The organism is Hymenobacter sp. YIM 151858-1, assembly GCF_025979705.1.
GTDB lineage: Bacteria > Bacteroidota > Bacteroidia > Cytophagales > Hymenobacteraceae > Solirubrum.
Genome location: NZ_CP110136.1, coordinates 2,923,194 through 2,946,370, shown reverse-complemented (window position 1 = coordinate 2,946,370; position 23,177 = coordinate 2,923,194). Strand labels below are relative to the sequence as shown.

The window sequence follows — 23,177 nt, the reverse complement described above, 5'->3', positions numbered from 1 at the left end:
TCGTTGTTTCGTCTGTCATCCTGAGGCGCCAGCCGAAGGACCTTTTCGCGTGTGAACGATGCGCCTAGGTCGCCATGTCGAGCTTGTCGAGGCATCTCGCGTGCTGATGTCGGATAGCATCTACTCCCCCTCTTTTGGAGAGGGGGCCGGGGGTGAGGTCCTGATGTGAAAAGGTCCTTCGCTGAGGCTCAGGATGACAGTTCCTATTCAGCCAGCAGCCCCGGCCACCTAGGCCCGCGTCAGTTTTCCACGTCGGCCAACTGACGCTCGCCGGCCGGGGCCGGCTGCGGTGCCGAGGTCTTGCGGCCGCCCAGCACCACCAACATTACGGCCAGCACAATCAGCAGGGCGCCGCCGGTCATCTGCACGTTTAGGGCCTCGCCGGCAAACGCCCAGCCCAGCAGCACAGCCACCACGGGGTTCACGAAGGCATAGGTGCCAGCCAACGCCGGCTCCACCACCCGCAGCAGCCAGATGTAGGCCGAAAAAGCTATCCAGGAGCCAAACGTAACGAGGTACGCAAAGGCAAACCACGCTTTCGGCGTAATGCCGCTCAGGTGAAAACGCGGAGCTTCGCCGTGCAGCAAGCCCGCCATCAGCAGGAAGAACCCGCCGCAAATCATTTGCATGCCCACCCCCAAAAAGGGCGAGCCGCCGATGGGGTTCTTTTTGGAGTACAACGAGCCCACCGACCACATAAACGCCGCCAGCAGCACCGCCGCAACGCCCAAGCCATGGTGGCCGGAGATGAGCACCGGTGCCGCGGTATCGGGCTTGGCCAGCAGGTACATGCCACCCAGGCCCAGCCCCAAACCCAGCAGTACCTTGGCCGTGGGCCGCGGCGTGAGGCCGCTCCACCAGCCCAGCACCGCCAGAAACATGGGCACGGTAGCCACCATCAGCGCCGCCAGCCCCGACGGAATATATTGCTGCGAAAACGTGGTGCCGCCGTTGCCGAACAGCGGCAGGCAAATGCCCACCACCGCGGCCCGCAGCCAATCCTGCCGCGTGGGGGCCGCCGCGCCGCTCAGCCGGATAACGGCGTACTGCACGCTGCCGGCCAGCAAATAGCGCACCCCCGAGAGCAAAAACGGCGGCCACGCCGTGAGGGCGGTTTTGGTGGCCAGGTACGTGGAGCCCCAAATCAGGTAAAGCGCCAGCAGCGCCGCGCCAACCAGCACGGGCGCAGGACGCGCAGAAACAGCAGTAGCAGACATAGCAACAGCGCAAATCGACACCTAGGTAGCGGGCAACGGAGCCTTCTACGAAACGCCCGCAAACGTAGCGGCCTTGGGTGCGGCATCCAACCGGTTTCTTGCGAAACTTGCCCGCTGTTGTGGCCCAACCGCGCCCGCAGCTGCATACCTTGCCGGGCATGAATTTCCGCAACCAAGTGATTTGGGTTACCGGCGCCTCTTCGGGCATCGGCGAAGCCCTGGCCAAGGCCTTGGCCCGCGAGGGCGCCCGGCTGGTGCTATCGGCGCGCAACGAGGCCGCGCTGCGCCGCGTGCAGCAAGCCTGCTCCCCTGCCGAGGCCCTGGTGCTGCCCCTCGACCTAGGCGATGCCGCCAGCCTGCCCGGCAAAGTGCAGCAGGTGCTGGCGCACTACGGTCGCCTCGATGTGCTCGTGAACAACGGCGGCGTAAGCCAACGCTCCCTGGCCCTCGAAACCGCGCCCGACGTCGACCGCCGGCTGATGGAGGTGAACTACTTCGGCACCGTGGCCCTGAGCAAAGCCGCGCTGCCGCACCTGCTGCAGCAAGGCGCGGGCCGCATCGTGGTTATCAGCAGCCTGGTGGGCAAGTTCGGTACGCCGTACCGCTCGGCCTACGCGGCCAGCAAACACGCCCTGCACGGCTTCTTCGATTCGCTCCGGGCCGAGCTGCATGGCTCTGGCGTGGGCATCACCATCATCTGCCCGGGCTTCATTCGCACGGGCGTGTCCGTCAACGCCCTTACCGGCGACGGCCGCGCCCTAGGTACCATGGACGACGCCACCGCCCAGGGCCTCGCGCCCGACACCTTTGCCCGCCGTGCCCTCCCCATCATCGCCCGCGGCGACAACGAAGCCTGCATCGGCGGAAAAGAAACCCTGGGCGTGTACCTAAAGCGCTTCGCCCCCACCATCTTTGCCAAGCTCCTAACCCGGGCCAAAGTGCGGTAGAAGCGAGGTAAACTGGTTTACTAGAGTGTTCATAACCTAGTTTACTTGTTTTGAAGCACGTTAAACAAAGCCGCAGCTAGTGTTAAGCTAAGGCTAGTTCCCCTCCTCAGATGAGGAGGGGCTAGGGGTGGTTGAAAGGCTAGAGCTAGAGGGTAGGCTACTTCTTGCGTAAGTCATGCTGAGCTTATCGAAGCATCTCTACCGCTTCGTCCGCGTATGGCGCGGACGTTGTGATCCGCGTCCCCAAATGGATTTCTCTGATAATCGACCTAGGTACCAGAAGTCACATCGATGGACGCGGACCACAACCGAAGGTCGGCGTAGCCAAAGTCCGCGCTACAGCAGCGCCGCTCGTTCTAGCACACGCGGACTGAAGTCCGCGCTACATCGCCCTGCGGCGCTAGAGGACTAAAAGTCCCGAGCAATGGCCTGCCGCAAAGAATACCCTAGGCCAGCCAAACCGCGTTTGCGCAACCCTACCTTGGCCTTCGGGTCCTTTCACCTATTCTCCGCCCCAAATTCCTGTTCCATGCTCAGAGCCGCGCTCTGCTCCCTGGCCGCGCTGGCGTTGCCGCACCTAGGCGCCGCCCAGCTCATGCAGCCCAGGCCCGCCTTCACGCGCGCCGATTCGCTACGCGGTACGCTTACGCCGCCCCGCAGCTGCTACGATGTTAAGTACTACCACCTCGATGTAAAGCTCGATGTAGATAAGCGCTACATCAGCGGCTCCAACCTGTTCCGCTACGCGGCTACGCAGGATTTCACGCGCCTGCAGTTCGATCTGTTTGCCAACCTAAAGGTTGATCGGGTGGTGTACCGCGGCCAGGAGCTGCCCTTCACCCGCGAGTTCAACGCGGTGTTCGTTACGTTTCCGCAGCCTATCCGGCAAGGCACGCAGGGCGAGTTTACCGTGTATTACTCCGGCAACCCCACCGTGGCGCAGCACGCGCCCTGGGACGGCGGCTTTGTGTTTGCGGAGCACGGCAAGGGTCAGCCGTGGGTGGCTACGGCCTGCCAGGGCATCGGCGCCAGCATCTGGTGGCCTACCAAAGACCACCAGTCCGACGAGCCCGACTCCATGCTCATCAGCGTAACGGTGCCCAAAGGGCTGAAGGATATTTCGAACGGCCGCCTGCGCAAAACCACCAAGCTAAAAGGCGGCGCCACGCGCTTCGATTGGTTTGTCGCGAACCCCATCAACAACTACGACGTGGCCCTGAACGTGGCCAACTACGAGCACTTCTCCGACACGTACCAGGGCGAAAAAGGCCCGCTGACGCTCGATTACTGGGTGCTGCCCGAAAACCTCGCGAAAGCCCGCAAGCAGTTTGGCGCCAACGTAAAACCCATGCTCAAGTCGTTCGAGAGCTGGTTTGGGCCGTACCCCTTCTACGAAGACGGCTACAAGCTCGTGGAAACGCCGCACCTCGGCATGGAACACCAAAGCGCCGTGGCCTACGGCAACCAGTACCAGAACGGCTACCTGGGCAAAGACCGATCGGCCACCGGCTGGGGCGATAAGTGGGACTTCATCGTCATTCACGAAAGCGGCCACGAGTGGTTCGGCAACAACATTACCGCCCGCGACATTGCCGATATGTGGATTCACGAGTCGTTCACGAGCTACTCCGAGTCGTTGTTTACCGAAAGCCTGTTTGGCAAGCAAGCCGGGCAGGAGTACGTGCACGGCCAGCGCCGCAACATCCAGAACGACGCCCCCATCATCGGCACCTACGGCGTCAACCGCGAAGGCTCGGGCGACATGTACGACAAGGGCGCCAACCTGCTGAACATGGTGCGCACCATCGTCAACGACGACGACAAGTGGCGCCAAATTCTGCGCGGCCTGGGGCAGCAGTTCCGCCACCAAACCGTTACGGCCGAGCAAATCATCGGCTACATCAACCAGCAAAGCGGCCGCGACTTCACCAAAGTGTTCGACCAGTACCTGCGCCACCCCGGCCTGCCCACGTTGGAAGTCCGCTTCGAGAACAACCAAACCCTGGGCCGCTGGGTGGCCGACGTGCCCGGCTTCGATATGCCCGTACGTGTGCGGGTAAAAGGCGGCGAGTACCGCTTCGTGCAGCCCACCACCCGCTTCGAGCCCCTCGACCTGCCCGGCGCCACCCGCGAGAACCTGGAGGTCGATACGTTCAACTACTACATCGGCGTGCTGGTGGACTGATGAGGTGAAAGTGGGGTAGGAGCTAGAGCTAAATTTATAAGCTAGTGTTAGTTCCCCTCCTCAGATGAGGAGGGGCTAGGGGTGGTTGAAAGGTTAGAATTAGAAACTGGCTCTAGTCAACGTTCGGCGCCTAGGTCAACCACCCCTAGCCCCTCCTCATCTGAGGAGGGGAACTAGAATGTAGCCCTAACCTTAGCATTGCCGGGCCCCTAGGTACATACTTACCCAGTGGCTCGGCATTCTGCCTTACCTTTGCCGCCACGCGCTTACCAACCCGATTTTCAGCATGAACCAATACGACGTTACCGTCATCGGCTCCGGCCCCGGCGGCTACGTGGCGGCCATCCGCTGCGCCCAGCTCGGCTTCAAAACGGCCCTCATCGAGAAATACCCCACCCTAGGTGGTACCTGCCTCAACGTAGGCTGCATCCCGAGCAAGGCCCTGCTCGATAGCACCGAGCACTTTCACAATGCCGGCCACACCTTCAAGGAGCACGGCATTGAGCTGAGCGAGCTGCGCATCAACATGAACCAGCTCATCGACCGCAAAAACGGGGTGGTAAAGGCCAATACCGACGGCATCCAGTTCCTCATGAAGAAGAACAAGATCGAGGTGCTGCGCGGCGTGGGCTCGTTTATTGATAAAAACCACATCAGCATCGCGCCCCTGGAAGGCGGCGAGGCCCAGCAGATCGAAACCAAGTACACCATCATTGCTACGGGCTCCAAGCCCACGGTGCTGCCCTTTATTGCCCAGGATAAGGAGCGCATCATCACCAGCACCGAGGCCCTGAACATCCGCGAAGTACCCAAGCACATGATCGTGATTGGCGGCGGCGTTATCGGCCTCGAAATGGCTTCGGTGTACGCCCGCCTCGGCGCCAAGGTGAGCATCGTGGAGTTCATGGACTCGCTCATCCCGACCATGGACCGCGCCCTGGGCAAAGAGCTCAAGCGCATCCTCGGCAAAATCGGCATCGAGTTCTACCTCTCGCACAAGGTTACCGGCGCCACCCGCAACGGCGACACCGTAACCGTTTCGGCCCTGAACCCCAAGGGCGAGGAGGTGAAGTTTGAAGGCGACTACTGCCTGGTGGCCGTGGGCCGGGCGCCCTACACCCAGGGCCTGAACCTGGAAGCCGCCGGCGTGCAGCTCGAAGAGCGCGGCCGCATTAAGGTTGATGAGCACCTGCAAACCACCACGCCCGGCATCTACGCCATCGGCGACGTGATTCGGGGCGCTATGCTGGCCCACAAGGCCGAGGAAGAAGGCGTGTACGTGGCCGAAACGCTGGCCGGGCAGAAGCCGCACGTCAACTACCTGCTCATCCCCGGTGTGGTGTACACCTGGCCCGAAGTGGCCGGCGTGGGCTACACCGAAGAGCAGCTCAAGGAAATGGGCAAGGCCTACAAAACCGGCTCGTTCCCCTTCCGCGCCTCGGGCCGCGCCCGCGCCTCCATGGACCTCGACGGCTTCGTGAAAGTGCTGGCCGACAAGGAAACCGACGAAATCCTGGGCGTGCACATGATCGGCCCGCGCATCGCCGACCTCATTGCCGAAGCCGTAACGGCCATGGAGTTCCGCGCCTCCGCCGAGGACGTAGCCCGCATGAGCCACGCCCACCCCACCTACGCCGAAGCCATGAAGGAAGCCTGCCTGGCCGCAACGGAGAACCGGGCGCTGCACATGTAATTCGGAAGCCGAAAGGCTGAAACGCAAAGCGGCTGGAGCTACTAGAGCTTCAGCCGCTTTTTTGTTTGCTAGGGTGCTGCCGACAGCTCAGCTGCCGCGGTAAGTGGAGTAGCCGAAGGGCGACAGCGTGATGGGCACGTGGTAGTGGGCGCCGTCTTTTATTTCGAACACCACATCGATGTACGGATAAAACGACGCTTGCTTTTGGGCTTCGAAGTAGGGCTGCGTCAGGAAGGTGAGCTTGTAAATGCCGGGGCTGCCGGCCTTGCCAGCAGCAGGCAGAAAGTCGGCAATGCGGCCGGCGGCGTCGGTCTTTTTCTCGCCCACGGTGGCCCAGGTTTTCCTGGCGGGGTCAAGCTTTTCGAGGCGCACCGTAACGCCCGCGGCCGGCGTGCCCGTGCCGATGTTCAGAATGTGGGTGCTGAGCTGGTATTGGGGCGCTTGGGCCAGGCCGAGCAGGGGCAACAAAGTGAGCAGACAAATCAGGAGTGCTTTCAAAGCAAGTGGTAATTTGAAATGAACGGAAATGCTGCCATTGGCAACGAAGGCAAACGGCCTCAGTGAAACCGCTGATGGCAGCCAATGTTGGCGCGGGGTGCCGGTTGCTCGTTAGCTCGCCTAGGTGCAACGGGTAGCCGGAGCCCGCAAGGGCGCAGACCACCGCTTGGGGCGGTTGGGCTGGCACCTGGGGTAGAGGAACAAGCTCCGCTGCTGCGCCGGGGGCGGATTACTAGCGGAGCGCGCCAAGGCTGGCCGCCCAAAAAACGTAGCGCATTGGCCCCGGAAAGTGTTGGCTTTGGCGATATTATCGTTGGCTGCACGCAACCATAAAATTTTATTGGGGTAATTGAACTAAAGCTGACCCTTTTCCAACCAGCTGCGGTTACTAGCATATGGCAACTTCCACTAAGCGCCCCCGCGGGGGCAAAACCGTTGAGACGACAACTCCGGCGGTAACCCTTTCTCATGCCGAGCACATGCAGGCGCTCCAGGCCCGCGAGCAAGGCAAAACCGTGATGTACAAGCAGGATGCCTGGGGCCACATCGAGACCCGCTTTGTGCGGACCCAGAACGTAAAAGCCTGGGAAGAGAAGGGCTTTATCGTTCGGTAATCCTCCTTCGGCACCAATAGGCTGCATACATTGCCCAGGGCTTAGCCCTGGGCAATTTTGTTTTCGGGCGGGAGTGGCAGGCACCTAGGGCCAGGGCGGCGGCCCAAGCAAGCAACCTCGCGTTACCTTCCGGTAGCCGGGTCACGTACTTTCACGATTACCAGTACCTTAGCCCACCACCCAACCGCCGCCTGCCGTTTCGCATGTCTGCTCCCGACAAACTCCGTTTTGCCAACGCCTTTGCCGAGGTGCAGCCCGATCCGGAGGGGTTTGCCTACATGCGCTGCCTGCCCGGCCCGCGCCTGCTCGCCGATTACCAGGAGGCCATGAACGCGCTGCTGCGCGTGATTCGCAACATCGGCACCGGCAAGGCCCTCGTCGACCACATGCACATCGAGCCCATTACGCCCGAGGAGCAGCAATGGGTAACTACTAACTGGCTGCCGCGCGCCGTGGTGCAGGGCAACTACCGCTACGCCGCCCTGCTAAGTGCACCCGAAACCATGGCCTGGCTTAACAAAGTAGACCCGCATCTGCTCGACTGGCCGCAGGCGCCAACGTTCCGGCATTTCAGCAACGAAACCGAGGCGCGCGCCTGGCTGCGCGCGCAAACCGTAGTGGAGTCGCAGATATGATAGCGCCGCCCCTGGGGGGCCACCCAGGGGTATGGTGTGCGAGTGGCTATGCAGCATAATTAGCGTTTGATGCCTAAGTTGTAGCCGAACAGCTACACGTTATGCCAGGCCCCGGGGGCCCGCCTGTTCTTGTGTGCGCTTACCTGCTTTTTTATCAATACCACACCCCTCTATGAAAAAACACTTACTCGGCTGGCTGCTGCTGGCTCCGGGTTTGGCGCTGGCCCAGGCCGCCCAGCCCTACACCATCAAAGGCACAGTGGGCAAACTGAGCGCGCCGGCCAAAATTTACCTGGTGCGCGGCACGCAGCTCGCCGATTCGGTCACGTTGCACAACGGCGCCTTCGAGCTGAAAGGCACCGCCGCCGAACCCAGCGAGGCACGCCTGATTGTGTACCGCCGCGGGGGCCTGCGAAGCGCTTACGGCGTTTCGCCCAACCAAACCGGCCTGATTCTGGAGCCCGGCACCATCGTCGTGAGCACGCCCGACTCGTTGCCCAACGCCCGCATTACGGGCACGCAACTCAACCTCGACTACGGCCGGTTGCAGGCCTCGTACAAGCCCATCATGGCCAAACTGGCAGCCTTCAACCGCGAGGTAAAGCAGGCTACGGAGGCGCAGCGCAACGATCCTGCGTTTCGGGAGCGCACCACCGCGCAGTTTATGGGCCTTTTTAAGGAAACCCTGCAGGCGCAGATGGCCTTCGTGCGCGCCAACCCCAACACCTGGGTCAGCCTGAACGCGCTCAGGCAAGTAAGCACGCAAGGCACGCCGCAATACGCCGAGCTGGCCCCCCTGTACAACGGCCTGAGCCCGGCCCTGCGCAACAGCCCCGAGGGCCTGAAGTTCGGCCAGATGCTGGAGCGCATCAAGGCCATAGCCGTGGGGGCGCAGGCGCCCGCCTTCAGCCAGCAAACCCCGGCCGGCAAAACGGTGGCGCTGGCCGATTACCGCGGCAAGTACGTGCTGGTCGATTTCTGGGCCTCTTGGTGCGGCCCCTGCCGCGAGGAGAACCCCAACGTGGCGAAAGCCTATCAGCAGTTTAAGGGCCGCAACTTTGAGGTGCTGGGCGTGTCGCTCGACAACGAAAAATCCCGCGAGAAATGGCTGAAAGCCATTGAAGACGACAAGCTGCCCTGGACGCAGGTATCGGACCTGAAAGGGTGGCAAAACGAAGTGGCGCAACGCTACCAGGTGCAGAGCATCCCGCAGAACTTCCTGATCGACCCCACGGGCAAGATCGTGGCCGTGAACCTGCGCGGCGACGAGCTGCAGAAAACGCTGGCGCAGCTGCTCAAGTAATTGCCGAAAAGCCCAACAGCCGCAGCAGGTAGCCATACCTCGCTGCGGCTGTTGTGTTTCAGATACCGTACATCGCGCCCTGCGCCGCACCTGTGTGGCTGCCCGGCCCTCGGGCCACAACCAGTACCTAGGCGCTGATTTCGGCGACGGGGTGCGCTTGCGCCAGCACGGCCGGGTTCATGTACATCAGCTCCCAGAGGTGGCCGTCGGGGTCCTGAAAGTTGCGGGTGTACATAAAGTCGGAGTCGGGCAGCGGCTGGGAGGCCGCGGCGCCGGCGGCCAGGGCCTGATCGGCAAGCCGATCGACCTCGGCGCGGCTGTCGAGCGAGAGCGACAGGATTACTTCGGTGGTTTGGGTGGCGTCGGCGACGGGTTTGGGGGTGAAGCTCCGAAAAAAGGGCTCCACCAGCAGCATCACGTAAATGTCGTCGCTCACGACCATGCAGGTAGCCCGCTCGTCGGAAAACTGCGCGTTGAACTGAAAGCCAACTTTGGTAAAGAACTCGATAGCGGCGCTGAGGTCCCGGACAGGCAGATTTACAAAGATTTTGGTAGGCATAGCGGTGGTGTTTTGGTGATGTAAGCTAAAGGTATTGGTTTTACTGTTGATATGCTAACATAATTAGCAAAAACTTTGGTTTGTCTGGGCGTAATTATCTGTTGTTTAGTTAGTTGTGCAGTTTTGTTTTTTTACACTGTTGCTGCCGCAATCTAGCTTGTGTCCGCGAAGGACGAAACGGTCATGCTTCATCTGGCGTCCGCCCCGCCGAAGCATCTCTGCCGTTTTTTCTGAACGTCATGTCGAGCGTAGTCGAGACATCTCGCCAGATAGTATTGTCATCCTGACGCAGGAAGGACCTTCTAACGTCAGAACCTCACCCCCCCGGCCCCCTCTCCAAAAGAGAGGGGGGGGTAGTTGCTATCGGGCGTCAGCAAGCGAGATGTCTCGACTTCGCTCGACATGACGTTCAGAAAAAGTGGCAGAGATGCTTTGGCAAGCTCAGCATGACGTTCAAGAAAACTCATAATGGCTTTCAGCCGCAACCCCTCTGATGACGGAGCGCAGATTACTCAGCTAAGCCAGCCTCGAAACCGCTGCGGCGCAGCGAGGGCGCAATGCACGGGCACGGAGGGGAGAGGTGCCGCCGGGCCTGGCCAAGCCAAATCGGCCGCTGGCACCTAGGGCTTCGGGCTTGTTGCCGGTGTGGCCATGCAACCATTCGGCCCGTTGCCGGCTCCCTACTCCGAGCCTCTTTGTGTAGATGCCACAACTGCTGCTTACCTCGCCATGAAACTCCCGAAAGCTGTACTGGGCGCCGTGCTGCTTGGCCTGACCGCCCAAACCACCACGAGCTGTGTGAAAGACGACGTGAAGCCCAAGGAAGAGCAGGGCAGCACCAAAACGCCCGACAACTGCCCGGCCTGCGGCCGCGGCTAAAGCCGTAGCCGTTTCGCGCACTGCCATGTACGCTACCATCGCCTGCAACCTCGACGCCGACCTGCTGGCCACGGCTTTTCCGCTGCTGCAGCAAGGCCGGGTAGAGGCCCTGGAGTGGTCGTTTGATACGCTGTACGGTGCCGGGCAAATGCCCGAGTGGTTTACGGCGCTGCTGCGTACCTACGCCGAGGCCGGCCGGCTGGTGGGCCACGGCGTGTTCTTCTCGTTGCTGGCGGGCAAATGGAGCCCCGAGCAGCAGCAGTGGCTGGCGCACCTAGGGCAGCTGGCCGGGCAGTTTCGCTTCGACCACATTACCGAGCACTTCGGGTTTTTCACGGGCCAGAACTTCCACCACGGCGCGCCGCTGCCCATTCCGTACACCGCCGCGGCCCTGCGCATCGGGCAGGATCGGCTGCGGCGCATCCACGATGCCTGCCGCTGCCCCGTGGGGCTCGAAAACCTGGCGTTTGCCTACACCCTCGAGGAGGTAAAGCGCCACGGGGCTTTTCTGGAGGAGCTGCTGCTGCCCGTCAACGGCTTCCTGATTCTGGATTTGCACAACCTGTACTGCCAGCTCCACAACTTCGGGGTGGCCTACGACGCGCTGATTGCCTTGTATCCGCTGGAGCGCGTGCGCGAAATCCATATTTCGGGCGGTAGCTGGCACGATTCGGAGCAGGCCCCGGGCCGGCGCATCCGCCGCGACACCCACGACGGGGCCGTGCCCGACGAGGTGTTTCGGCTACTGGCGCTGACTATCCCGCGCTGCCCCAACCTGAAGTTTGTGGTGCTGGAGCAGCTCGGCCACGCCTTGCACACCGAAAGCAGCCGCACCCAATTCAGGCAGGATTTCGGGCGCCTCGAACACCTGGTAGCCCAGCACCGCGCCGCCCTGCGCCCCGAGCCCACCAACGATTTCAGGCCCCGGCAAACCGCGCTGCCTGCCGCCCCCGCCGCCGAAGACGAGCACCTGCACGAGCAGCAGCGCCAGCTTTCCGACATTCTGGAAAACGCGCCCAGCTACGCCGAAGCGGAGCGCCAGCTGCGGGCGTCGGCCCTGGCCCATTCCGATTGGCGCATCGAGCAATGGCAGCCGCACATGCTGGAAACCGCCCTGCACATTGCCCGCAAGTGGAAGCCTTAAGCCCCGCTGGGCGCGGGGCCTAGGTGCTAGTAGCACAAACAAGGGGCGGCAGCTACGGGTAGCTGCCGCCCCTTGGCGTTTTCGGAGCAAAGCCCTGGGTGGCTTAATAGGCAAACACCTTGTGGTAGGCCAGGCCGTACCGGTTGGGGCCGGGGCTGCCCTCGGAGCAGAGCAGGTACAGCAGCCACGCCCAGCCCACCACGGGCACAAACGCGGCCAGCAGGTTCAGGCCGCTGCGGTTTACATCGTGCAGGCGGCGCGTGCCCGCCGAAATGTTGGGCATCAGTACCGCGAGCAGGTACATCAGGAAGGTATAGCCGATGGCCGATTCGTCGTCGAGGGTGATGCCGAGAACGTTGTCGAGCAGCAAGGCCGTAGCCCCAAACAAGGCTTGGTAGCCGATAAACATCCAGTATTCCTTTCTCCTGGCCCGGCCGGTAAACACCCCGAATTTGTCGAAGGCTCGCAGAAAGTAGCGCATGCTGAGGTTAGGGTTAAGGTTCGTACTCGTGAGGCTTTGCGGTTGCGCCCCGTTTTTTGGGGTAGGTGCTGATTTCCACCCAGGGCCTTATAACGTTCGGCTGCCCGCAGGGTACATCCCGAAAGGTGAATATAGCCCGGCGCTTGCCGAAACAAATAGGGCAGTGCAGGGCGCAAATAAGGTGCCGTGTTGCGCGCCAAGCCGCGGCACCTAGGGCCAAGCCGGCGGGGGGCGTGGCTGTGTGGGTGCAGTGGCTAAGCCGCAAAATAGCAGTGCGTTAGGCACTGCTACGGTGTGTTGTTGCAACACCTTTTGGGCTGTCATGGCGGGGCAGGTATAAGCCCCGGGGCTGCCTGCCGCCCAAGAAAAAGCGGCCGGAGCTTCTCCCGATGCTCCGGCCGCTTTTCGATAATGCAAAAGCCTGGGTTAGTAAGCCATAATCGGCTCCTGGTTTTCGGCTTTGGGGTCGGCGCCGTACGGGTTTTCGCCGCGGGTGCCTTCGGTGCACATCAGCACCAGCAGCCAGATGGCGCCAATCAGCGGCACAAAGGCAATCAGCAAAAACCAGCCGCTCTTATTCACGTCGTGCAGGCGGCGCACCGCCACGGCCAGGCCCGGAATAAGCATGCCCAGGGTGTAGAGGCCGTAAATCATGCCGTAGCCGATGCCCTCGACGGCTGTGCCCAGCAGGTTGTCGAGCATCATGGCCGATACGCCGAAGATCAGGTTGAACAGCGTGAACATCCAGTACTCCTTGCGGCGGGCCCGGCCGCTAAACGTTGCGTAGTTCTTTAAGGCGTGTAAAAAGTATTGCATGCGTAGCGCGGGTAAGGCGGGTCCTACTCGTTAGGCTTTTCGGTGGCGCCCCGTTGTTTAAAGTGAGTTCTGGTCTCCACTGCGCCAGGGCCAGCGGGCTGCGTGCGGGAGAACGGCAGCAAGTGCTGGTCGGGCTGGCTTCAGTTGAAATATATGTACTCGGAATAATATAACGCGTGCCGCCAAGTGCAATTTTTTTCGGGGCCGGGCGGCCAGGCTGCGTGGCCAGTAAGCTAAAGCCCGCGTCATGCTGAGCTTGTCGAAGCATCTCTGCCGCTTCGGTGAGATTAGTATCTGGCGAAGCGGCAGAGATGCTTCGACAAGCTCAGCATGACGGGCTAAATGTTTCGACCTCACTCAGCATGACGCGGGCTAAATGTTGCGAATGGTTCTTGTGCTCATTCTCAACAAACCCTAGGTGCTGCCGAGTAGCTTAGGCCTTGGGGGCCCACCGCTTCCGGCGCCAGTCCTGCTGCTCTTCCGGCGTCAGAAACGTCCAGGCCACAAAGCGGCTTACTTTCTGGCCCTGCGTCATCCCGATGGTGCGCACCTCCGTCGCCTTCAGCTTTTGCAAGGATTTGTAGAGACCCGGCAAGGTGTCCTTTTTCGATACGAGCGAGGTAAACCAGTAGCAGTTGTGGCGCAGGTGGGCGCTTTCTTCGGCCATGCGCCACAGAAAGGTAGCCTCGCCGCCGGGCGTCCAGAGTTCGTTGGTTTGGCCGCCGAAGTTGAGCGCCGGTTGGGCGGCGGGGTTGCCGGTGCCCAGGTTCTGCACCTTGCGGCGGCTGCCCGCCTCGGCCTCGGCCGCCGACGCGTGGAAGGGCGGGTTGCACAGCGTCGCGTCGAAGTACTCCGAGGGCTTGATTACCCCGCTGAATACCTCGGTGGCCGAGGGCTGCAGGCGCACCTCCACGGCCCCGCCGAGGGCGCGGTTGGCGGCGGCAATTTGCTTGGCCACGCGCACGGCCACCGGGTCGGTATCGGTGCCCACAAAGCGCCAGCCGTACTCGCGGTGGCCGATGATGGGGTAGATACAGTTGGCGCCCACGCCCACATCGAGCACCCGAATGCCGCGGCCCCTGGGCACCTCGCCCTGGTTGCTGTCGGCCAGCAGGTCGGCGAGGTAGTGCAGGTAGTCGGCGCGGCCCGGAATGGGCGGCACCAGGTACCCGGCCGGAATATCCCACTGCTCGATGCCGTAGAACTGTTTCAGCAGCGCCCGGTTGAGGGCCTTTACGGCGGCGGGGTTGGCAAAATCGATGCTGGCATCGCCGTGGGCGTTGGGGGCCACGTAGGCACCCAGCTCGGGCCAGGCCGCGGTAAGCTGCGCCAAATCGTAGCGGCCCTGGTGGCGGTTGCGCGGGTGCAGCGGGTCTTTATCGGGGGTGGCCGGAGCGTTGGGCTGGGTCATGGGGTACGGAGCTAAGCAGAAGGCTGCCGCTAGGCAGTGCCTAAAGGTACTACCTAGGGCGCCGCGCCACCCCGGCTGTTGGCGCGTGTACCGCGTAGGAGTACCTTACTGCCTCACCATGTTTGTTGCTGCGGTTATGTATTCAGAGCCTACCTACCTCACCGCCCGCATGGTGGCGCCCACCATCGAAGCCCACTTTGCGCGGCAGGCGGCCGAAAGCGCCGTTGTGCCCGACGAGGTAGTGCTGCCTTTGGCGCCCTGGGTAGAGGCCGTAACCGATGCTGCTTTTTGGGCCAGCCTGCGCCGCGAAGAAGGCCACTCGCCCCGCATTTCGCTGGCTTTGCTGCCGCCCACGCAGGCCGTGCGGCCGCTGGTGTTTGGGCAGGTGCGCCGCCTCACGCCCTACAACCTCGTAAAGCTGGCCCCGGCCGTGGTGCAGCCCGGTATTCACCTAGGCGTGTGGCACGATGCCGACGGCTTTTACGTGTGGGGCACGGCCACGCGCATACCGCCGCTGTGCTTTGTGCTGGAGGTAGTAGAGCCCGGCCTGCTGGTGGTAAAGCACCGCCGCGCCGATGGCTTCGGTAAATTCGTGAACGTAGCCATTTTGCGCGGCGACCAGCTGCAGCTCGTGGATGCCGAAAACGTGGCGGCCGCCGACTGCCCCGCGCTGCGTGCGTTTTTGCCCTTGCCGGGCCCGCCCACCCACCGCCACCAGGTAGACAGCGTGCTGGTGGAGCTGGCCACCGCCATGCGCGCCCACGGCCGCGGCGGGCTGGTGCTGGTGGTGCCGCCCGGCAGCACGACCTGGCAGCAGTCGATTGTGCAGCCCATCAGCTACCCCGTGGCACCGGCCTACTCGCGCATTGCCGAGCTGCGCCGGCCCGAGCCCACCAAACGCAAGCAGCAGCAGCGGCTGCTGCGGGCCATTGGCATGGTAGGCGGCTTTACGGCCGTTGATGGCGCCACCGTCATCACGCGCGACTACCACCTGCTGGCCTTCGGGGCGAAAGTAGCCCGCGCCGCCAACAGCACGCCCGTGGATAAGCTGGTGCTGTCGGAGCCGGTGGTGGGCAGCAAGCCGCAGCACCTGCACCCGGCCCAAAACGGCGGCACGCGCCACTTGGCCGCCGCCCAGTTTGTGCACGACCAACACGACGCCCTGGCCATGGTGGCCTCGCAGGATGGCTACTTTACGGTGTTTGCGTGGTCGGAAAAAGAGCAACTGGTGCAGGCCCACCGCATCGATGTGCTGTTGCTGTAGCAGCCCTAGGTGCTGGCCTGCTGCAGGGCCGCAAACCGCTCGCGCGTGAGCACCCACAGCCGCACGGGCTGCTCAAAGTTGATTTGACCCGGCGTGGTGGTGTACTCCTGCACCAGCTCGAACCCCAGGCGCGGCAGCGTGCGGTTGGGGGCAGGGTTGCGGGCGTACGGCTCGCAGTAGAGGCGCTCGAGCTGGTAATTGCCGAAAAAGTAAGGCAACGAGAGCCGTACCAAGGCGGTGCCGTAGCCCTGCTTGCGCACCCCGGCATCCCAGAGGTGCAAGTGCATGTAGGCCTCTTCGCCGGGCTTGATTTTGTTGATGTTGCAGTGGCCCACGGCGCGGCCATCTACCTCCCAAATCAGGCAATACGACTGCTTTTCGGGCGGCGGCGCGGCCAGCTGGGCCTGCAGCAGCTGCCGCCAGGCCGCGCGGGTGGGCAGCTTGCCTAGGTCCACGCCCATGCCCGTGAGGTAGGCAGGTTCGGCGTGCAGCCAGTAGTTGGCAATGGCTTCGATGTCGGGGGCCTCCAGCTCGCGAACGGAAAGAACGGGCGACGACGACTTCATGGGCAAAAGGCCAGCGAGTGGTATGGTACCACAAGATACCCAACCACCCGGCCGGGTAAAAAGAAAAGGAGGCCGTTGGGGGCCTCCTGCGGGTTGTGGGGTGGGTGGGGCACTGCGGCCACCTAGGCTTTCTTCACGAACTCGGTGCGCAGTACCATCATCGAGCCACCCGCGCGGCCTTCAACCTCGGCGGGGCTGTTGGTCAGGCGAATGTTCTTTACCAGCGTACCGCGCTTCAGCGTTTGCGACGAGCCTTTTACTTTCAGGTCTTTGATCAGCGTTACCGAGTCGCCGTCGTTGAGCACGTTGCCGTTGCTGTCTTTGGTTTCCATTCGGGCAGAAAGGAGAGCTTGACGCGAGCCTAAGCCGGCTGCGCGCCGCCCGTACGTACCGAAACCGCCTGCGGGCCTTTGTGGCCGTTCTCGATTTCGAAGGTTACCGCGTCGCCTTCCTTGATGGGGTTCACCAAACCGCTGGCGTGCACAAAAATGCTCTCCTGGGTTTTCTTGTCCTTGATGAAGCCGAAACCCTTCGACTCGTTGAAGAACGACACCACGCCGGTGCGCAGCTTGTCTTCGGGGTTTTCTTCCTCTACCGGCGCGGCACCCAACCGAATGCTGTTCACGTCGATTTCCTCGCGCTTGCGGTTGGGGTCGGGCGGGGTGTTGGTGATGTTGCCGAACTCGTCGACGTAAGCCATCATATCCTCCAGGCTTTGGCCTTTTTTGGCACCGGCCTGGCGTTCCTGTTTGCGTTCTTCTTTTTGCTTCTGCTTGCTGGCGCGTTTCTTTTCGTTTTCGCGTTTGCCGAAGCTGCCTTGCCCTCTGCTCATAGTAATGCTTGATGTTATTTCCGGCTGGTTTCAGGAAACCATAAGCTCAAACCAATGAGCGGCCCTAACAAAGGTACGCAAAAGGCCACGGTGGGGGTGCACCCAGCTACAAGCCAATAAACCCGGCCGAAACCCCGGGCGGCTGGGCCCCGGCAGCGGTGCCCGCCACGCCGGCGGCTACCAGCTGCTGCCCGCCCCGCCGCCCCCCGACGACCCGCCGCTGCTCGACGAAGAACTGCTGCCCGACGAGGACGACGAATACGACGACCCGCCCGACGATGACGACGAGGGGCTGCTGAGCTGGGCAATGGTGTAGCGTTCCTTTTGCTCGTGCCCGCAGTGGCGGCAGCGCGTTAGCTGCCACCCCCAACCAGGGGCCGAGCGCGTGGCGCGCTGCACCACTTGCCGGCCCGCCTCGAGGAGGGTGTGGTAGTGGCACGCGGGGCAGGCCTTGGCTTCGGTGGCGGGGTTGTGGTAATCAAGCACCAGGGTGTGCTGGCACGGCTCGCACTGCCACACGTCGTAATCCACGGCGGCCAGGGCTTCCTCGGTGCGTTGGCCGGGCTGCAGGTGCGCGTCGTCGGCGGTTTCGGGCAGGCGCTGCATGGGGCGCTGGCAGTGGGGGCAGGGGTAGGGCGCCTCGCGCAGCTGCTGCAGGCGCTGCCGGTGCCGCCGCCAGTACCAGTACAGCGGCAAGGCAAACAGGTAGCGGCTGAAGCCGAGCCCGTGGTGCGTGCGCTGCAAATACTGGTACTGCTGATGCCGGCTTAGGGTGCTCTGCTGGGCAGCCAGCGTGCGGCCCACGCCGCGCAGGTAGGCCAGCAGGTACAGCAGCAGCGGCACGTAGGCCGCCAGGGCCAGCGCCCACACCGGCACATCGGCGAAGAGGCCCAGCAAAATCAGCCCAAACGGCAACACCATTACCGTGGACCAGGCGTTGCGGTGGGGGTGGCCTTTGGTGGTAGCGTCCCAGGCCGCGCTGTAGAACACCGTGCCCGCCATAGCCACCAGAAAAGCGCCCAGCATACGCCAGATAAACGCGGCCGCGCCGTCGTCCTCGTCCTCGGGGGCGCGGCTGGCCGCGTAATTCTCCGATGGCACTTCGGCGGTGGCGGCAACCGAGTCGGCGGGGCTGCCCGGCTCGGCAATGGAGCCGGTGGCCAGCTGCCGCATAATGGCCGAAACGCCCTGCTGCACGGCGGCATCGTACTGCTGGGCGCGCAGGTGGGGCAGCATGTAGCGCTGCTGAATGCGGTAGCAAATGGCATCGGGCAGCTCGGCCTCCAGGCCATAGCCGGTTTCGAACTCCACGCGCCGTTGGTCGAGCACCAGCAGCATCAGCAAGCCGTTGTCCTTGTCCCGGTCGCCGATTTGCCAGAGGTTGAACAGCTCGGTGGCGGTGGTTTTGGGCACGGCCTCGCCAATGCTGCGCGCCAGTGCCACATCGATGTGCGCACGGCCGCTCTGGTCGAGGGCGCGCAATACGTGGTTGAGGTTGGCTACCGTGGCCGGGGTCAGGATGCTGTCGGGGTCGCTGACGTAGCTTTCACCTAGGGTTTTGGGGTTGGGCAGGTCCTGCCGGTAATCGGCGACGGCGGTTGGCTCGGTAGCGGGGTCGGCGGGGTTGCAGGCGGAGGCGCACAGCAGCGCCAGGGCACAAAGGCAGAGGGATAAATAGCGGCTGAACATGGCGCGGGGCGGTAACGCGGCGAAGGTACACGTTGTGCCCGCTCGGCCCTAGGTGGTCAGTTCGGCTACTTCCTGCACGGCGCCCGGTGCCAGATCGAACAGGTGCAGCCGCCCGATGCGCACGCGCACCAAACGCAACGTGGGGAAGCCCACGGCGGCCGTCATCTTGCGCACCTGCCGAAACTTGCCTTCCGTCAGGGTAAGGCTTACCCAGCTGGTGGGGCCGTGGCGCTCGTCGCGGATGCGCTTGGCCCTAGGTGGCAGGTCGGGCGGGGCGGGCAGGCGGCGGGCGCGGCAGGTGGTGGTTTGGTACTTCACGTCGCGCACGCCAATCTCCACGCCTTGTTCCAGCGCGGTCAGGGCTTCGTCGGTAATCAGGCCATCCACCTGGGCGTAATATTCCTTCTCCACGCCGCCGTTCCGGATTTGCTCGCTCACGCGGCCGTCGGTGGTCAGCAGCAGCAGGCCTTCGCTGTCTTCGTCGAGGCGGCCGATGGCCATGGTGCCGGCCGGAAACTCGTACAGCTCGCCCAGCAGGCGTTTTTTCTTCGCATCAGTAACAAACTGACTGAGGTAGCCGAAAGGCTTGTGCAGGATGAAGTGCTGGTGGGGCATACGGAGGAGGATGGATACGTGAACGAAAGCCGCCGCCGGGGCAACCCACCGCGCACGGGTTTGGTGCCCGTGCGCGGTGGGCGACACCCAGGGCTGGCCCGCAGCTCCTCAGGCAAGCCCGGGGGCGGCTACTTCAGGTAAAAGCTGGTCAGAATGTGCGTGCGGGAGGTGGTAGAGCGCAGCGCCACGATGTACGACATGCCGTTGCCTATTTCGTGCCTTGCCTCTGCCGAGAACCTCGACAGCCGGCCGCCCAGGCCAAACACCAGGCTTTGCTCGTAGGGGCGCACATCATCCAGGGCTTTGCTTTGGGTGGTGCGCACCGTGGTGTAAAAGTGCGACACATCGGTGCGGGTGTTTTTCTGGCTGACCATGAGGCCGTTGGAAATGCCGGCGTTCAGAAACACGCGCGTGCTGCCCAGGCCGTAGCTGTAGCGCAGCAGGTTGTTGAGCTTGAGGTAGCCGGCCGCGTACACAAAGTCGGTATCGGTGTAGGTGTTGGCGTTGCGGGTGTCGCGGTAATGGCCTTTGAACTCGTACGCGCTGAACATCAGCTCGTTCACAAACGAGAGGCGCCGCATTTTTGAGGGCGGCGTGAGGTTGAGAAACAAACCGCCCGAGAAGCCCTTGGAAGCCTCAAGTGGCGTTTTGGTCAGGTGGTAATATGCCTCGGAAGAGCTGCTGAACGTGAGGCGCGACACGGTGCCACCCGCCAGCACGCCGAACTCGGCGCTGGTGCCCTGGGTTTTTTGCCGAAACGCGGGCTGGGCACCAAGCTGCTTGTAGTAGCCGGCGTACAGTTTCTCGAGGCGCGAGCGGGTGTAATCGGCCGCGGCAAGGCTTGCCTGCGCCCCCGGAAACTCGCCCAGGTAAGCCGCCAGCTGCCCCTTGTAGTTCTCGATGGGCACCACGGTTTTGGCGCTGCCGGCGTAGCGGATAAACTTCTTGTACAACAGCAGCTCCAGCGCCGCGCCGTTGCGGAAGTAAAAGTGCTCGTTGTCGTCGGCGTCGACGTAGCTGTACAGGCTTTTGGGGCCGTCGATGAGCGGCCGCACGAACAGGGTATCCTGCCGGAGCGCGAAATCGGGCGAGGAGGAGAGGTTGGCCAGCGAGCGGGGCGAGGTTTCGACCTGCACGTACGCGCTGGCGAAGTGCTGGTTGGCGGCGCCAAAGCCCCGAATCTGGGCCGGTTGGTAGGAGGCAGCGGCCGCGCTTTCGCCCGTTCGGAAGGTAACCGAAGCCGGGTTTCGGCGCCAGTCCTGAAAGTCAATCTGCCCGCGTAGCGTGTCGCCGGCTTGCGTTACAATGTACCCGGGCTTGTAGTTGGTCTGGGCCTGGGCTGCGTGGGTGGCCGCACTTGCCAGCGCGCATACAATTGCTACGGAATAGCTGTTTTTCATAGAAGAAAATGATAAAGCAGCTACAAAGATATGCCGCGGCTCCGCCTGCTTCCTAGGTGCAGGCGGAGCCGCGGCATCAATAGAGCAACCGGGCGGGCGAGGGGCCTTGCGGAGCTTGTTCCAACCGCCGCCGGCTTGCAAAGCGGGCCTTACCGCCCCACCCGGGCGCGGCCTTTGTAGTGCACGTCGCTGGCGCCGGAGCTGCGCGCCTGCAGGTCGCCATCAACATACACGTAGGCGTCGCTGGCGCCCGAGGCTTGCACCACGGCTTTCTGGCTTTGCAACTCGTAGGCCCGGTAGTCGCTGCTGCCGCTTACCTGCACCTGCTGCTGCGCCACGCGGCCGGCGAGGCGGATGTCGCTGGCCCCGCTGGCCGTGGCCGACAGGCTTTGGGCGTTGAGCTGCAGCGTTACGTCGCTGGCGCCGCTTACGCGAATGCTGAACTGCTCGGCCTGAATGGGCGAGGCGCTTTTCAACTCGCTGGCGCCGCTTACCTCCACGCCCGTGAGGGTAGGGGCCGTAACGTACACCGTTACCTGGTCATCCTTGCCCCAATTCAGCGACGACCAGCCGCTGCCCGACTCGCGGTAGATGCGCAGGGTGCCGTTTTCGACCACGGTGCGCACGCGGGCCTGCACCTCGGGGCGGGCTTCCACGCGTACCTCCTGGGCAGCGGCCTGGCGCAGCACCACGTTTACGGCGCCGCTGGCCTTCACCTGCCGAAACGCGCCTACCTGCCGCAGCTGGCCCTGGGCCACGGCCACCGCCTGCGCAGAAACTACAAGGGCCGCAACGGCCAAAGTGCGGAAGAGAGTTGAGGTACGCATAGGGCAACTAGGCTTGGTTGGTTTGACAATACGCCAGATGCGGCAGCGGCCCCAGCCGTTGCCTCGGCGCGCAAACTTTTCGGCGGAAGCCGGGCGGCGCGGGGCTGGCGCCGGGTGCCCTAGGTGCGGCCGCGCGCCGGGCCGCGGGGCAGCGCGTAGCGGAGCAGGCCGGGCACATCGGAGGCGGCGGGGGCAAAGCCGGTGCGGGTCAGCAGCCGCTGCGAGGCCAGGTTGTCGGGCTCGGTGTACGCTTCGATTTGCCGCAGCTGCAGCTGCCCGAAACCGAAGGCGCAAATGGCCTGCACGGCCTGCGTCATCAGGCCCTGGCCGCGGTACTCGGGGCGCAGCACGTAGCCGATTTCGCCGCAGGCCCCGGCAAAGCCGCGGTAAAACCCGCAGGTGCCGATCAGCTCGTCGGAATCGGCCAGGGCCACGGCCCAATGAATGCTTTGGCGGTTGCGGTAATCCTCCTCGATGCGGGCCAGCATGCGCTCGGTTTGCGCGAGGCTGGCGGCCGGCAGCCCGTCGTAAAACGTGATGGGGCGCACGGCCTCCAGGTCGGCAGTGGTTACTGCGCGTAGCCGCAGCCCGGCGGTGCGCAACTCCGGAAACGCCGCAAACGCCGCATCGGCTGGGGTCATGGAACGAGCAAAAAGAGGAGAAACCGGTAAGCGCGCCCGGCAACAACGCCCCCGAAAATAAAGCAATTGCCCGCAGGAAACCGGGCTGCGGCAACAGTGCCGCAACCTCAGCCGTAGAGGGGCCGTGGGCTACCTGGTGGCCCGTGTTTCAACCCAACGCTCTCACGTACCATGAAAAATACCCTACTGCTGTTTGCCGGCGCCGCCACCTTGGCGCTCAGCACAGCCTGCAACCGCGATAAGCCCGCCGCCGTGGATGCGGCCGCCACCCCCTCGGCCGATACCGCCGTGGTAGTCGACGACGATGCCGACATGACCGTGTACCAGGACCAGGCCAACCGCACCGCCGACCAGGTAGCCGCCGACCTAGGCGTATCGGATACGGCCAAAGTGCGCCGCTTCCGCAACACCTATTACACCCGCGCCCAGCGCATCGGCGACCTGGATGCGCAGTACGAAACCGACACGGCGGGCCGCTACGCCGCCACGCGCCAGATCGACACCGATACCGACACGGAGGTGCGCACCATTTTGGGCGACGACGCGCAGTACCGCACCTACGAAACCAACCGCAGCCGCTACTACGGCTCGGGCACCAACGCGGGCACGGCCAGCACCACCACCGTTACCACTACTACCACGACCACCGAAACCGCGCCTGCGCGCCCGGCCCGCCGCCGCCAGCCGCGCATCGTGAAGTATGAAAACAAAAACGGCGAGGTGAAAATCGTGTACGCCAACGGCACCACCGTCAAAATCGACAAGGACGGCGACCGGAAGGTGGAATACGCCAACGGCACCAAAGTAAAGCGCGACGCCGACGACGGCGAGGTGAAAGTGAAAGACTAACCCTCTGGCGCCCTAGGTGCGCAGCACCCCCAGCACAACGCCCACCTCTGCCCCGCGGAGGTGGGCGTTGTGTTTAGCCGCGGCCCCCGCGGCCCCCGCGGCCGCCCGGACC

General features: G+C 63.3%; 24 protein-coding genes. 10 read left to right on the top strand and 14 right to left on the bottom strand.

The window, feature by feature from the left end; translation table 11 throughout:
- Window positions 1–239: 239 nt before the first annotated feature.
- Window positions 240–1,217: an EamA family transporter gene (locus OIS50_RS13025; protein ID WP_264691071.1), complete on the bottom strand. Its 978-nt coding sequence runs from the start codon at window positions 1,215–1,217 to the stop codon at window positions 240–242.
- 158 nt (window positions 1,218–1,375) lie between these two features.
- Here OIS50_RS13025 and OIS50_RS13020 point away from each other — a divergent pair, with 158 nt between their 5' ends.
- From OIS50_RS13020 to lpdA, 3 genes are all read left to right on the top strand, one after another.
- Window positions 1,376–2,164, top strand: coding sequence for an SDR family oxidoreductase (locus OIS50_RS13020; RefSeq protein ID WP_264691070.1), 789 nt, complete (start codon window positions 1,376–1,378; stop codon window positions 2,162–2,164).
- 529 nt (window positions 2,165–2,693) lie between these two features.
- On the top strand, window positions 2,694–4,349 hold the full coding sequence (locus OIS50_RS13015) for a M1 family metallopeptidase (RefSeq protein WP_264691069.1): 1,656 nt from the start codon (window positions 2,694–2,696) through the stop codon (window positions 4,347–4,349).
- A 286-nt stretch (window positions 4,350–4,635) separates the two neighbouring features.
- Window positions 4,636–6,042, top strand: coding sequence for a dihydrolipoyl dehydrogenase (gene lpdA / locus OIS50_RS13010; protein ID WP_264691068.1), 1,407 nt, complete (start codon window positions 4,636–4,638; stop codon window positions 6,040–6,042).
- Between the two features lie 87 nt (window positions 6,043–6,129).
- Here the strand turns inward: lpdA and uraH are convergent, their stop codons facing one another.
- Window positions 6,130–6,540: a hydroxyisourate hydrolase gene (gene uraH, locus OIS50_RS13005; RefSeq protein ID WP_264691067.1), complete on the bottom strand. Its 411-nt coding sequence runs from the start codon at window positions 6,538–6,540 to the stop codon at window positions 6,130–6,132.
- A 395-nt stretch (window positions 6,541–6,935) separates the two neighbouring features.
- Here uraH and OIS50_RS13000 point away from each other — a divergent pair, with 395 nt between their 5' ends.
- The 3 genes from OIS50_RS13000 to OIS50_RS12990 all read left to right on the top strand — a co-directional run bounded on the left by OIS50_RS13000 (window position 6,936) and on the right by OIS50_RS12990 (window position 9,092).
- Window positions 6,936–7,154 (top strand): hypothetical protein, encoded by a 219-nt coding sequence (locus OIS50_RS13000; protein ID WP_264691066.1) that lies wholly within the window; start codon window positions 6,936–6,938, stop codon window positions 7,152–7,154.
- Between the two features lie 203 nt (window positions 7,155–7,357).
- Complete coding sequence (locus tag OIS50_RS12995; RefSeq protein ID WP_264691065.1) at window positions 7,358–7,789, top strand: SpoIIAA family protein; 432 nt, start codon at window positions 7,358–7,360, stop codon at window positions 7,787–7,789.
- 172 nt (window positions 7,790–7,961) lie between these two features.
- Window positions 7,962–9,092 (top strand): TlpA disulfide reductase family protein, encoded by a 1,131-nt coding sequence (locus OIS50_RS12990; RefSeq protein WP_264691064.1) that lies wholly within the window; start codon window positions 7,962–7,964, stop codon window positions 9,090–9,092.
- 127 nt (window positions 9,093–9,219) lie between these two features.
- On the opposite strand, the gene OIS50_RS12985 is transcribed toward OIS50_RS12990, so the two are convergent.
- Window positions 9,220–9,651, bottom strand: coding sequence for a VOC family protein (locus OIS50_RS12985; protein WP_264691063.1), 432 nt, complete (start codon window positions 9,649–9,651; stop codon window positions 9,220–9,222).
- Between the two features lie 729 nt (window positions 9,652–10,380).
- Here OIS50_RS12985 and OIS50_RS12980 point away from each other — a divergent pair.
- Together OIS50_RS12980 and OIS50_RS12975 are read left to right on the top strand one after the other, a co-directional pair.
- The gene (locus OIS50_RS12980; protein ID WP_264691062.1) at window positions 10,381–10,530 is read left to right on the top strand and encodes a chryseobasin-related MNIO class RiPP peptide; all 150 of its coding nucleotides are present in this window, start codon (window positions 10,381–10,383) and stop codon (window positions 10,528–10,530) included.
- Between the two features lie 25 nt (window positions 10,531–10,555).
- Window positions 10,556–11,674, top strand: coding sequence for a DUF692 domain-containing protein (locus OIS50_RS12975; protein WP_264691061.1), 1,119 nt, complete (start codon window positions 10,556–10,558; stop codon window positions 11,672–11,674).
- Window positions 11,675–11,777: 103 nt separating this feature from the next.
- On the opposite strand, the gene OIS50_RS12970 is transcribed toward OIS50_RS12975, so the two are convergent.
- The 3 genes from OIS50_RS12970 to rlmF form a co-directional block, all read right to left on the bottom strand.
- Window positions 11,778–12,155 (bottom strand): DUF805 domain-containing protein, encoded by a 378-nt coding sequence (locus tag OIS50_RS12970; RefSeq protein ID WP_264691060.1) that lies wholly within the window; start codon window positions 12,153–12,155, stop codon window positions 11,778–11,780.
- A gap of 426 nt (window positions 12,156–12,581) precedes the next feature.
- Window positions 12,582–12,971, bottom strand: coding sequence for a DUF805 domain-containing protein (locus OIS50_RS12965; protein ID WP_264691059.1), 390 nt, complete (start codon window positions 12,969–12,971; stop codon window positions 12,582–12,584).
- Between the two features lie 433 nt (window positions 12,972–13,404).
- The gene (gene rlmF / locus OIS50_RS12960) at window positions 13,405–14,382 is read right to left on the bottom strand and encodes a 23S rRNA (adenine(1618)-N(6))-methyltransferase RlmF (protein WP_264691058.1); all 978 of its coding nucleotides are present in this window, start codon (window positions 14,380–14,382) and stop codon (window positions 13,405–13,407) included.
- A 136-nt stretch (window positions 14,383–14,518) separates the two neighbouring features.
- Here rlmF and OIS50_RS12955 point away from each other — a divergent pair, with 136 nt between their 5' ends.
- Window positions 14,519–15,646: a putative sensor domain DACNV-containing protein gene (locus tag OIS50_RS12955; protein WP_264691057.1), complete on the top strand. Its 1,128-nt coding sequence runs from the start codon at window positions 14,519–14,521 to the stop codon at window positions 15,644–15,646.
- Between the two features lie 5 nt (window positions 15,647–15,651).
- On the opposite strand, the gene OIS50_RS12950 is transcribed toward OIS50_RS12955, so the two are convergent.
- From OIS50_RS12950 to OIS50_RS12915, 8 genes are all read right to left on the bottom strand, one after another.
- Window positions 15,652–16,212: a GNAT family N-acetyltransferase gene (locus OIS50_RS12950; protein ID WP_264691056.1), complete on the bottom strand. Its 561-nt coding sequence runs from the start codon at window positions 16,210–16,212 to the stop codon at window positions 15,652–15,654.
- A gap of 122 nt (window positions 16,213–16,334) precedes the next feature.
- On the bottom strand, window positions 16,335–16,544 hold the full coding sequence (locus OIS50_RS12945; RefSeq protein ID WP_264691055.1) for a zinc ribbon domain-containing protein YjdM: 210 nt from the start codon (window positions 16,542–16,544) through the stop codon (window positions 16,335–16,337).
- Window positions 16,545–16,573: 29 nt separating this feature from the next.
- Entirely contained in the window at window positions 16,574–17,044 is a 471-nt protein-coding gene (locus tag OIS50_RS12940) for a cold-shock protein (RefSeq protein WP_264691054.1), read from the bottom strand.
- A gap of 177 nt (window positions 17,045–17,221) precedes the next feature.
- Window positions 17,222–18,733, bottom strand: a complete 1,512-nt coding sequence (locus tag OIS50_RS12935; protein WP_264691053.1) for a TPM domain-containing protein — start codon at window positions 18,731–18,733, stop codon at window positions 17,222–17,224.
- 48 nt (window positions 18,734–18,781) lie between these two features.
- The gene (locus OIS50_RS12930) at window positions 18,782–19,348 is read right to left on the bottom strand and encodes a pseudouridine synthase (RefSeq protein ID WP_264691052.1); all 567 of its coding nucleotides are present in this window, start codon (window positions 19,346–19,348) and stop codon (window positions 18,782–18,784) included.
- Between the two features lie 128 nt (window positions 19,349–19,476).
- Window positions 19,477–20,748 (bottom strand): PorT family protein, encoded by a 1,272-nt coding sequence (locus OIS50_RS12925; RefSeq protein WP_264691051.1) that lies wholly within the window; start codon window positions 20,746–20,748, stop codon window positions 19,477–19,479.
- Window positions 20,749–20,897: 149 nt separating this feature from the next.
- A complete protein-coding gene (locus OIS50_RS12920) occupies window positions 20,898–21,575 on the bottom strand; it encodes a head GIN domain-containing protein (RefSeq protein WP_264691050.1) in 678 nt (225 codons plus the stop codon).
- A 119-nt stretch (window positions 21,576–21,694) separates the two neighbouring features.
- Window positions 21,695–22,216, bottom strand: coding sequence for a GNAT family N-acetyltransferase (locus OIS50_RS12915; RefSeq protein WP_264691049.1), 522 nt, complete (start codon window positions 22,214–22,216; stop codon window positions 21,695–21,697).
- A 171-nt stretch (window positions 22,217–22,387) separates the two neighbouring features.
- On the opposite strand from OIS50_RS12915, the gene OIS50_RS12910 reads away from it, so the two are divergent.
- Entirely contained in the window at window positions 22,388–23,065 is a 678-nt protein-coding gene (locus OIS50_RS12910) for a T-complex 10 C-terminal domain-containing protein (protein WP_264691048.1), read from the top strand.
- Window positions 23,066–23,177: the final 112 nt, after the last annotated feature.